The sequence below is a fragment of the Rickettsia tamurae genome (assembly GCF_000751075.1).
In the GTDB taxonomy this organism is placed as follows: Bacteria; Pseudomonadota; Alphaproteobacteria; order Rickettsiales; family Rickettsiaceae; genus Rickettsia; species Rickettsia tamurae.
The window spans coordinates 49147-58989 of the sequence record NZ_CCMG01000012.1 but is presented as its reverse complement, the minus strand read 5'-3'; the positions used below and the strand labels follow the sequence as shown (position 1 = coordinate 58989).

Below are 9843 nucleotides of genomic sequence, written 5' to 3'. Positions count from 1 at the left end.
TATTTACTGATATCCTCTAAGAAGAAATATAATTTTTTAATATTGACACTTCTTAATTTAGTAGTATGATATGTAATTACCATAAAACATGGTAATTATCTATATAAAAAAGAGGTAAGTTTATGAGCAATAACAATTATAAAAACATCTACAAAGCATTTAATTGTTTTTCAGAAGCAACAAATTCTGCCTATTCAGCCGTAAGTAATTTTTTAGAACTACCTAATGTATTTAATAAATATCCTACTGTTATTTCTTTAATTTTTTCTAAAACAGCAAAATTAGACTCTAATATAACCAATATAATTAAAAACGGTGTTATTATATGTGAGATATCAACAACCTTAATAGGTGCCGTAAATACTTTTTATAAAGATAAAAAACTAGTCGATAAAATATTAAAAGACGGACAGAATGTTATTGATAAGCTTATTGAAACAACAACCTACTTATCGCCAATAGTTACAGATATTACAAATTCTTACTTAATTGATCCGTATAAAGAAGAAAAAGCACTATTATTTGACTTACAAATTCCTAACTCTACTAGTAATGATTGTTATAAATTATCAGGTACTGAAAGTATAACATTAGCTGAAACTGAATTTTATTAATACTAATTTATAGAATTTTTTTATTACTTTTTCTAGATTGCCATACTCCTTTTAGTTGTGGTTTTGTTGCATTGCTCGTTTTGTATCATTCCCGCGGAAGCGGGAATCCATTAAAATCTATAGAAAACTTGTTTTTTTAGGTTTATTTTGTCAATATTAAGAAGTTATTTTTCTGGATTCCCGCTTCCGCGGGAATGATATCGAACGCATTTTTTGAGCCATGCAACAAATCTTTTAATAGCCCGCAATGACGAAATCGATAATTATTAGACAGTGCCTTTAACAGGAATAGTGGATTATGCGATAATTCGCTATTCGGAAAAAATTAATCAACTCATTGTTACCTTCAATTCTTTATCCTTTGCATTTATTTTAACCGTTTTACCGCTACTTATTTCGCCTGCTAAAATCATTTTGGCTAAATTATTTTGTATTTCCCGCTGGATAAGACGTTTTAAGGGTCTTGCTCCAAAGCTTGGATCATAACCTTTTTTGGCTAAATAATTTAAGGCAGATTCATCAAATTCAAGAATAATATTTTGTGCTAGTAAAATTTTCTTTAAGCTTTCAAGCTGTATCTTAACTATATCATGAATATTATCACGATTTAGGCGATGGAATAATATAATCTCGTCTAGTCTGTTTAAAAACTCAGGCTTAAATACTGCTTTTACATATTCCATAACCTCATCCTTTACTTTATATGTATCTTCGTCCTCTTTCTGATTAACGAGTATCTCAGCACCTAAATTAGACGTTAAAACTATAATAGTATTCTTAAAATCAACCGTGATACCCTGACTATCGGTTAATCTTCCCTCATCAAGTATTTGCAGCATAATATTAAATATATCGGGATGGGCTTTTTCAACTTCATCAAATAATATTACTTGATAAGGACGGCGTCTTACTGCCTCCGTCAACACCCCGCCTTGATCATATCCGATATAGCTGGGAGGTGCTCCTATCAGGCAAGAAACAGCATGCTTCTCCATATATTCCGACATATCTATACGAAGTATTGCATTACGGTCATCAAAAAGAAAACCGGCTAAAGCTTTGGTAAGTTCGGTTTTACCGACGCCGGTCGGTCCTAAGAATAAGAATGAACCAAGAGGGCGGTTAATATCCTGAATACCTGCACGTGATCTTCTAACCGCATCACTGACCCCTTTAATTGCTTCACCCTGCCCTATGACCGATTCACGTAGCTTCTGCTCCATCACAAGCAGACGCTCACGTTCACTTGATAGCATTGTATCAATTGGAATACCAGTAATACGAGAGATAATACTCGCTATATCGCTTTCCGATACAATTTCTTTTAACAGCCCTTTATTATCCATACTTTCAGCTTCCTGAATCTTTTTCATAATCTCAGGTATAATTCCGTATTTTAGCTCACTAGCTTTAGCGAGATTAGTATCACGTTCGGCACGTTCAAGCTCGTTTCGGCTACGGTCTAGTTCTTCTTTGAGCTTTTGTGCTTGCTGTAGTTTAGACTTTTCAGCTTGCCATTTAGCTCCCATATCATAGGATTTAGACTCTAATTTTTCTAATTCTGTAGTTAAATGCTCTATTTTCTTTTTAGAATGCTCGTCATTTTCTTTTTTAAGTGCTGCAAGCTCTATTTTTATCTGAATAATACGACGGTCCAGCTCATCAAGCTCTTCGGGTTTACTTGATAGCTCTATTTTCATACGGCTACAAGCTTCATCAATCAAATCAATAGCTTTATCAGGCAAATAACGATCGGTAATATAACGGTTTGATAACGTCGCTGCTGCAACTATTGCACTATCGGAAATTCGCACTGCATGATGTAGCTCATATTTTTCTTTAATTCCTCTAAGTATTGATATAGTATCCTCAACCGTCGGCTCACTCACGTAAACAGGCTGAAAACGACGAGCAAGTGCCGCATCTTTCTCGATATATTTACGATATTCATCTAGAGTAGTAGCACCGATACAGTGCAGCTCACCACGAGCAAGCATTGGCTTTAGCAAATTCGAGGCATCCATAGCACCGTCGGTTTTTCCCGTACCGACTAATAGATGCAATTCATCGATAAATAAAATAATTTCACCGCTTGATTCTTTGATTTCGCTAAGCACTGCTTTAAGACGCTCCTCAAATTCACCTCGATATTTAGCCCCCGCTATTAATGCTCCCATATCAAGCTCAATAATACGGCAGTTCATAAGCGACTCAGGTACGTCCTTACTAAATATGCGTTGTGCAAGTCCCTCTATTATAGCAGTTTTACCGACTCCGGGTTCGCCGATCAATACAGGATTGTTTTTCATACGGCGTGATAGTACCTGCACGGTTCTTCTTATTTCTTCATCACGCCCGATTATCGGGTCAAGCTTACCGCTTTCGGCAAGCTCTGTTACATCTCTGCCGTATTTCTTTAGAGCATCGTAACTATTTTCTGCCGATTCGGTATCTGCTTTTTTGCCTTTACGAAACTGTAAAATAGCTGCTGCTAATTTTTTACTATTAATTCTATTATTCGTTAAAATTTTACCGGCTATAGTATTATCATAAGTTAATGCTTCAAATATACGCTCTATGGTTACAAAACTATCCCCGCTGTCTTTAGCAATGCTACTCGCTTTTTCTAAAACTTTAAGAACTTCAGCAGAAGAATAAACTTGTCCCCCTCCCTCAACCTGAACTTTTGGGATTTTATTTAGTTCTAGCTGAACTTGATCTTTTAATAAGTTTATATTACCGCCGGTATTATTAATAAGGGTTTGAATTATACCTGTTTCTTCACTTAAAAGACTAGATAATAAATGCAAAGGTAATATTTGCTGATGATCGTTTTTAGCAGCAAGCGATTGACTACTAGCTATCACTGATTTAGCATGTGCAGTAAATTTATCGATATTCATATAAATAACACATTTTAATTAATAAAGTTAAATTTTAATATAATAATTTTTAATTAAAATAACAAGAGATGAACAACTACATATAGAATTTTATAATGCTTTCATCATTAAAAAACAATTTGATAACGATAAGGAGTTTTTGTTAAATCATACAAAAGAATTTTTAACTACACCAGGAGTAGGCGTTCCTTTAGAAACAAATAGAGCTAAAATTGAAAAAGGCAGCTTTACCGAGGCATTACAGGGTTTAGAAATTTTACGTCATGAGAAAACCGGTATAAAGCTTACTAAAATTGAAGGAAAAATATGCAAGCTGAGATTGACAACGTTGCTGAATTGCTAGGAAAAAATGGTATTAAAAATGCTCATAAAAAATTAAATGTTGCTAAAGATTTTCAAAATTTCAATGATGAGCATTGTAATATAGTAACTTTGTCAAAAGTCATCAATAATGAGGGAAAAGAGCATATTGTAGTTGAAGCGGAAGTAGCTTTTAAAGGCTTGACAGAAGAACAAAAGCAAGAATATCAAAATAGAGACGGTAAAAACTGGTATAATGTAATGCCTGAATGGGAGAAAAAGCTTGTTGATCAGTACGCTGATACAATTCAAAACGGTAGGCATGTTATCCCAACCCAGTTACAACAAATTGTTGGCATGAAAAATACCTTTGAGAAAATTGGTGCAATAACTGACAAAGACGGTAAAAATTTTGAAACATTGCTTACATCTAAACATGCAGGTACATTAGCCTCGATTTCGGATGATATAGATTCTAGACAAAAAATTACCGACTTAAATGCACGCCAAGCCCAAGAATGGACTGAAGACGGTGTTACTCTTCATACCAATACATTAAACTCAGATCCTATAGGAGTCGGCAATGATCCCACAATTGTTGAGCAGACAAAAAAATCTATGGAAAGTGTCGGTGGGAAAAATACTAATACTCCTCTTAATTTATTTAGGCTTATAGGAGTAACAAATAACTTTTCAGGAGTGAGCGATACTTTAAACAAAATAGCAGAAAATTTACCGACTGAAAAAGGAATTGATGAATTAAAAGCACATATTAAACCTAGAAGCAAATTTGAACGTTTTTTTAGGATAAATAAACCTAAAGGAAATGCAGCAGAAATAATTAACAATGTAAATTTAACGGATAAGGAAAAAGAAATATTAAAAAAGCCGTCACATTAAGAAAAAATATTGAGCAAGCAGGTAGTATTTATGCAGGCGGTGCAACAATAGGTTGTTACGGCACTAAAAAAGAAAATAAAAGAGCCATTCCAAAAAGTAGAAAAGAAGCACTTGCTGCTATAATGGAATTAACTGCTAAAACTAATAAAATTGAAGACAAAAAAAATGGATGAAAAGATAGATGCAGAATATGAAAAAAATCATCCTAAAGAATCTATCGTAATACGCAGTGATAGGAAAGTTGTTAAACCGGTAGTAACTAAATCGGTGTCACAGTTTAAACCAAGTATAACCCCACCGGTTAAATTTAATAAAAGTCAAAATATAGGTATGGAAAAATAATGTCAGAACTTGCAATTGTAACAGGCGGTACTAGAGGAATAGGTAAAGCTACCGCTCTAGAATTAAAAAATAAGGGTCTTACGGTAGTTGCTAATTTTTTCAGCAATTACGACGCTGCTAAAGAAATGGAAGAAAAATACGGTATAAAAACCAAACGCTGGAATGTTGCAGATTTTGAAGAATGCAAGCAAGCAGTAAAGGAAATTGAAGAGAAATTTAAAAAACCGGTAAGTATTCTTGTTAACAATGCCGGTATTACCAAAGATAAAATGCTACATAGAATGAGTCATCAAGATTGGAATGATGTGATTAACGTTAATCTCAATTCTTGCTTTAATATGTCTAGTAGCGTAATGGAGCAGATGCGAAACCAAGATTACGGTCGTATAGTAAATATCAGTTCAATTAATGCTCAAGCAGGGCAGGTTGGACAGACTAATTACTCTGCTGCTAAAGCCGGAATTATCGGCTTTACTGAGGCCCTTGCTCGTGAAACTGCTTCTAAAAATATCACCGTTAACTGTATAGCTCCAGGGTATATTGCAACCGAAATGGTAGGAGCAGTACCCGAAGACGTGCTTGTTAAAATCGTTAATAGTATCCCCAAAAAAAGACTAGGACAGCCGGAAGAAATAGCTAGAGCCGTAGCATTTTTAGTTGATAAAAATGCCGGTTTTATAACAGGCGAGACTATTTCCATCAACGGCGGTCATAAATATGATTTAAACAATTAACTAATATAGATTAGAATATGAAAGAGATAGTAGACCAATTAATCTCTGAAGGAAGAGAGCTTTTAAGTAAAAATGAATATAAAAAAGCACTTAATATATTTACTTTAATTAAACAATATAAAGATTTTCTACATGCCTATTATTATTATGAAGGCTTCACTTACTTATGTTGGGGAGAGTATACTAATAATATAACTGAGCAACAAACCCTTTGGCAGTAGCTTCATTACGACAAGCAGCTCTATATACATATACATCTAAACCTAAAGATACTGATTTTTTATTAGGAAAAGCTTTTTATAAAGCAGGCAAATTAAGCGAAGCTGGTACTGTACTTAAAAAATATAAACCTTGCCCAGAGAATGAGAAAGAATTTCAAGAAATTCTCAGTCAAATAACTCCAGAACTTAATAAAACTACTAATTCACTGATGTTATCGAGAGATAGTAGTCAATTAACTTCGTTTAACAATAAAGATTCGCATGATATAATAGAAGTGAGTCAAAAATTAAATGCAGTAATAAGCATAGTAGTTAAACATGATCAAGATATAGCTCGACATGAGCAAGCAACTGCAGACATAAAAAAAATGTTACAATCTGCAAATATCCCACTTACCGCAGATATAAACGAGCAAATTACAAAATTGAAAGGCATTGATCCTAAATTAGAAGAATATTATAAATATTTTAATATGGCTTATGTATTGCTGCTAGTGCCGTAAGTAGCGGCTTAGTAGTTCCTGATGCAGGGCATTTGGAACGTGTGAGTGCCTCTTCTCTTATAAAATGGGTTTGTTACCTTGGCGACATAGCAGCGTCCGGTTTTTTAAATCCTATTATCACTGCTCTAATAGCAGTTCTGCATGATGCCGGTGATAATATGTTTAACTCTAAGGAAGAAAAAAAGCTAGTAGATGTACTTACTAAATTTTGTAAAATGATTAATAAACAATCTGATATGACCGTGCCTGTAGGACAAGATTTACAGAGATTAGCTTTACTTTTTGCTAATTTAAGGAGTGCGGAAATCACAAAAACTAATGAGACAGATTTTAGTAATTTCTTTACGACTAAACTGCCGATGCAAAATAAATTTTTTCGTTATGATACCAATAATACCAAAGAAATGAATAGTAATCCTATGGAAAAAGTAGCACTTCAAGATACTATTTCTTTGATTAGTTATATGTATCATCATGCAGAAGATATATTAAAGAGTTCTAAATCGTTGTTAAATCAAATTTTAACTACTACAAAAGAAGGATTAAGCACATCTCATGGGATGATATAAAGAAAACTACTCCCGGCAATGTAGAGTATGATTTATGGCAAATGGAAAAGCAAGTATCTGAATCTGAAATAATAACTGAGAAAGCAAAAAGCGGACAACTGCGCAGTATAAAGATATCTTGCCTTTCGGTTGATTTCTCAAAACCACTTTTGAAAAAAATAGCGATTTCTTCAACCGACATCAGAAGAGGAGTTGAAGATTTTCTTAATCAAAAATATTTTGCTGATAAATTTACTGAAGAAGAACAAGGTTGTTTTGTCTTATTCTTAGCATATAAAATATTTAGATATGGTAATAAGGTATGTCTCGAATATTTTAGCGAGAAACAGCCGGAGCTAATTACAAAAATTTTCAATGATTATCCTCATTTATTTTTTAGGAGAGAGGTAATTAACATATGTATTAAAAATGAAGATGGTAGACAAAAAGCATTAGATGCAATAAAGTTAAAATAGTCGGATAAATTTTTTAAAGATTGCTTTGACACAGTATTCCCTAAGGTAGATGTTGTTGTAAACCTTATATTCGAAGAAGAACCTAAACCGAAGCACGTATCTAATGAACCTGAACTTGTATTTAACTTAGAGGTCCTACCTTTAAATATAGACGAAAATGATGATGTACTACCAACAGGTAATGTAGAAGATAATAATCACTAAACAAATAAAATGACTAGCATATATCACATTCTTGACCGTGTTCCTGCTATTTATAAGCAGGACATGGAAATAGAGTATGAGCATTTAGCGATGCAATTAATTAAGTCCGGTAAATTACGGATAGATACCGATGATTGCTGCAATTTTGCAAGGTTTATCGAGCCTGCTCTTAATATAAACTTAATGGTTAGTAAAGAAGAACTAACAAGTCCGCATTTAGTCCCCGAAACTACCAAGCTTTTTCAAAATTTATACAGAAACTCTGCTTCAGATCAAAAAATAAAATCAATTTTCGACAATTTAAAAAAGCAAATACAAAAGCTACAGCCGGTTAAGAAAGAAGTAACCGAAATGCTGGCACGTCTTTTTGTACAGTCTGCTCATCCAATCGTAATAAGATGGCTTCTTTTTAATAAGACAGAAGTATTCCTTACCTACTCACATAATATCGGCGATATGATGGATATGGTTAGCTGGCAACGGGTAGGCGGTAATAGCGGTATGCAAAGCACTAACGGTAAGGACGTGGCTATTTTTGTTTCATGCGGCGGTAATCCTTTTGCTGAAAACAATAAAGATCATCCGACTTACGGCAACGGCTTTGCTGCGGCAGCAAGACTTCAGATTATCGCAGCTCAAGAACTTGGGCATTTTGCCGATATAAAAAGAGATGATAGGGGGCGGCAAATAACTCGCCATTCAGCTAATTTTTCCGGTACTAAAGCTACCGATAAAGTACGAATTGCTAGAAAAAATGATATAATACATTGTCATAATTTGCTGGCTAAGCTCCTTAAAGCAGGTATGAAAAAGCAATTAGATTATGAAACGAAACTTAAATTTTATAATGTAAATAAAGTTAGCGGCTTAAAAGTTTATGCTATAAAATTCATGATTTTTATATATAAATTTCGGCTTTTAAATTATAGCAGTAGGAATAACCTAATATTTGTAAAAAAATTTAAAACCGATAAATATATGGCATTAATGATTGAGGCTATGTTTAAAGATATGCAAGCTAATTTATCACCAAACGCTGACGTGTATAAAAATAAAAACCCTGAAATTGAAGAAGCTGTAGCCTGTATTGAAGCACTTGCTAGAGTACCGCAACAAGCCGTAAAATGGGGGTATTTAACTACCAAAGAAACTATGCATGACCTTTATAAAATATATTATAACAAGGTTATACCTTCTCTGATTACTAGCTATAATGCTGTCACCGGTGAAAATTATAAACGTGATTTTAAAAAGCCAAAAAGCAATTTCTTTTCTAAAATTAATATCTTTAGTAACAAAAAGTTAGTACTAAAACCGGTTAGGGAATTATGAGTATACTGATGTGAAATGAAGAATAGTAGACGAAGATAAACTTCAAAAAGAGCAAGGAATTCACAAGGCGAGGAGGCATTGCTGCGTGGATATCGGTTTTTCCGTCATTGCGAGGAAATTACAAAGTAATTTGACGAAGCAATCTCAGGAGTTTGTTATTATTTCATGAGATTGCCACGCAGCCTACGGCTGCTCGCAATGACGATTTAGTATCCCGTTTCTACAGGAAAGATATTATTAGAACAATATCTTTAACTTTAATGAACCTTGATGGCTAGTATATTTGCTGCGTAAATTACAGTTATACGTTGCAAGTAGCTCAATATTCTTATGAGCCGTAAGTAAACTTGCACCTACATTATAGCCGACTTTCGGTGTGCTGCTACTTGTAGTGTTCTCAAAGTAATTATCTGCCCCAACAAATCTAGCTTTCACCTTAGGTTGCTTATTGCTAAAGCTATTTCCTATGGAAGCATGCAGTCCGGATACTATTTTAGTATCGTTTGATAATTTCTTAGGAGCGGTTAGTTTTATACCTGCAATCCCTGTAGTTAAGTTACCGGATTTACCTGCAACATACATATTATTCACACCTATACCGGTTTCGGTATAAGCATTATCTTTATATGTATTATATCTAAATACCGATATTAGGCATTAAATTTATACCGTCCATAGCAGAGAATTGATAACCGACATTACCCTCAAAACCGTAAGCTTTGCTTGTATATTTACCGCTAGCCGTTTTATAACTATTAGGTCCGAC

General features: G+C 33.9%; 11 protein-coding genes and 1 pseudogene. 10 read left to right on the top strand and 2 right to left on the bottom strand.

Annotated elements, in window-relative coordinates:
• The first annotated feature begins 122 nt into the window (after window positions 1-122).
• Entirely contained in the window at window positions 123-614 is a 492-nt protein-coding gene (locus MB29_RS04600) for a DUF5424 family protein (RefSeq protein WP_032139235.1), read from the top strand.
• 329 nt (window positions 615-943) lie between these two features.
• Here MB29_RS04600 and clpB read toward each other — a convergent pair whose 3' ends face one another.
• A complete protein-coding gene (clpB, locus tag MB29_RS04595) occupies window positions 944-3517 on the bottom strand; it encodes an ATP-dependent chaperone ClpB (RefSeq protein WP_032139234.1) in 2574 nt (857 codons plus the stop codon).
• A 139-nt stretch (window positions 3518-3656) separates the two neighbouring features.
• Between clpB and MB29_RS04590 the strand changes: the two genes are divergently transcribed.
• From MB29_RS04590 to MB29_RS04535, 9 genes and pseudogenes are all read left to right on the top strand, one after another.
• Window positions 3657-3860, top strand: a complete 204-nt coding sequence (locus MB29_RS04590) for a hypothetical protein (protein ID WP_032139233.1) — start codon at window positions 3657-3659, stop codon at window positions 3858-3860.
• Window positions 3824-4717, top strand: a complete 894-nt coding sequence (locus tag MB29_RS12840; RefSeq protein WP_233418942.1) for a hypothetical protein — start codon at window positions 3824-3826, stop codon at window positions 4715-4717. The genes MB29_RS04590 and MB29_RS12840 overlap by 37 nt, the downstream gene beginning before the upstream one ends.
• A gap of 150 nt (window positions 4718-4867) precedes the next feature.
• Window positions 4868-5059, top strand: coding sequence for a hypothetical protein (locus MB29_RS11610; protein ID WP_215426236.1), 192 nt, complete (start codon window positions 4868-4870; stop codon window positions 5057-5059).
• A complete protein-coding gene (locus MB29_RS04570) occupies window positions 5059-5793 on the top strand; it encodes an SDR family oxidoreductase (protein ID WP_032139232.1) in 735 nt (244 codons plus the stop codon). The genes MB29_RS11610 and MB29_RS04570 overlap by 1 nt, the downstream gene beginning before the upstream one ends.
• A gap of 17 nt (window positions 5794-5810) precedes the next feature.
• The gene (locus tag MB29_RS04565) at window positions 5811-6014 is read left to right on the top strand and encodes a hypothetical protein (RefSeq protein WP_032139231.1); all 204 of its coding nucleotides are present in this window, start codon (window positions 5811-5813) and stop codon (window positions 6012-6014) included.
• On the top strand, window positions 6005-6517 hold the full coding sequence (locus tag MB29_RS12835) for a hypothetical protein (protein ID WP_233418941.1): 513 nt from the start codon (window positions 6005-6007) through the stop codon (window positions 6515-6517). The genes MB29_RS04565 and MB29_RS12835 overlap by 10 nt, the downstream gene beginning before the upstream one ends.
• A 32-nt stretch (window positions 6518-6549) precedes the next feature.
• Window positions 6550-7086 (top strand): hypothetical protein, encoded by a 537-nt coding sequence (locus tag MB29_RS12830; protein ID WP_233418940.1) that lies wholly within the window; start codon window positions 6550-6552, stop codon window positions 7084-7086.
• 129 nt (window positions 7087-7215) lie between these two features.
• Window positions 7216-7745: pseudogene (locus tag MB29_RS12825) on the top strand (hypothetical protein).
• A gap of 9 nt (window positions 7746-7754) precedes the next feature.
• Complete coding sequence (locus MB29_RS04535) at window positions 7755-9077, top strand: DUF2748 family protein (protein ID WP_032139230.1); 1323 nt, start codon at window positions 7755-7757, stop codon at window positions 9075-9077.
• 237 nt (window positions 9078-9314) lie between these two features.
• Here the strand turns inward: MB29_RS04535 and MB29_RS04530 are convergent, their stop codons facing one another.
• Entirely contained in the window at window positions 9315-9659 is a 345-nt protein-coding gene (locus MB29_RS04530) for an autotransporter outer membrane beta-barrel domain-containing protein (RefSeq protein ID WP_032139249.1), read from the bottom strand.
• Between the last annotated feature and the right edge of the window lie 184 nt (window positions 9660-9843).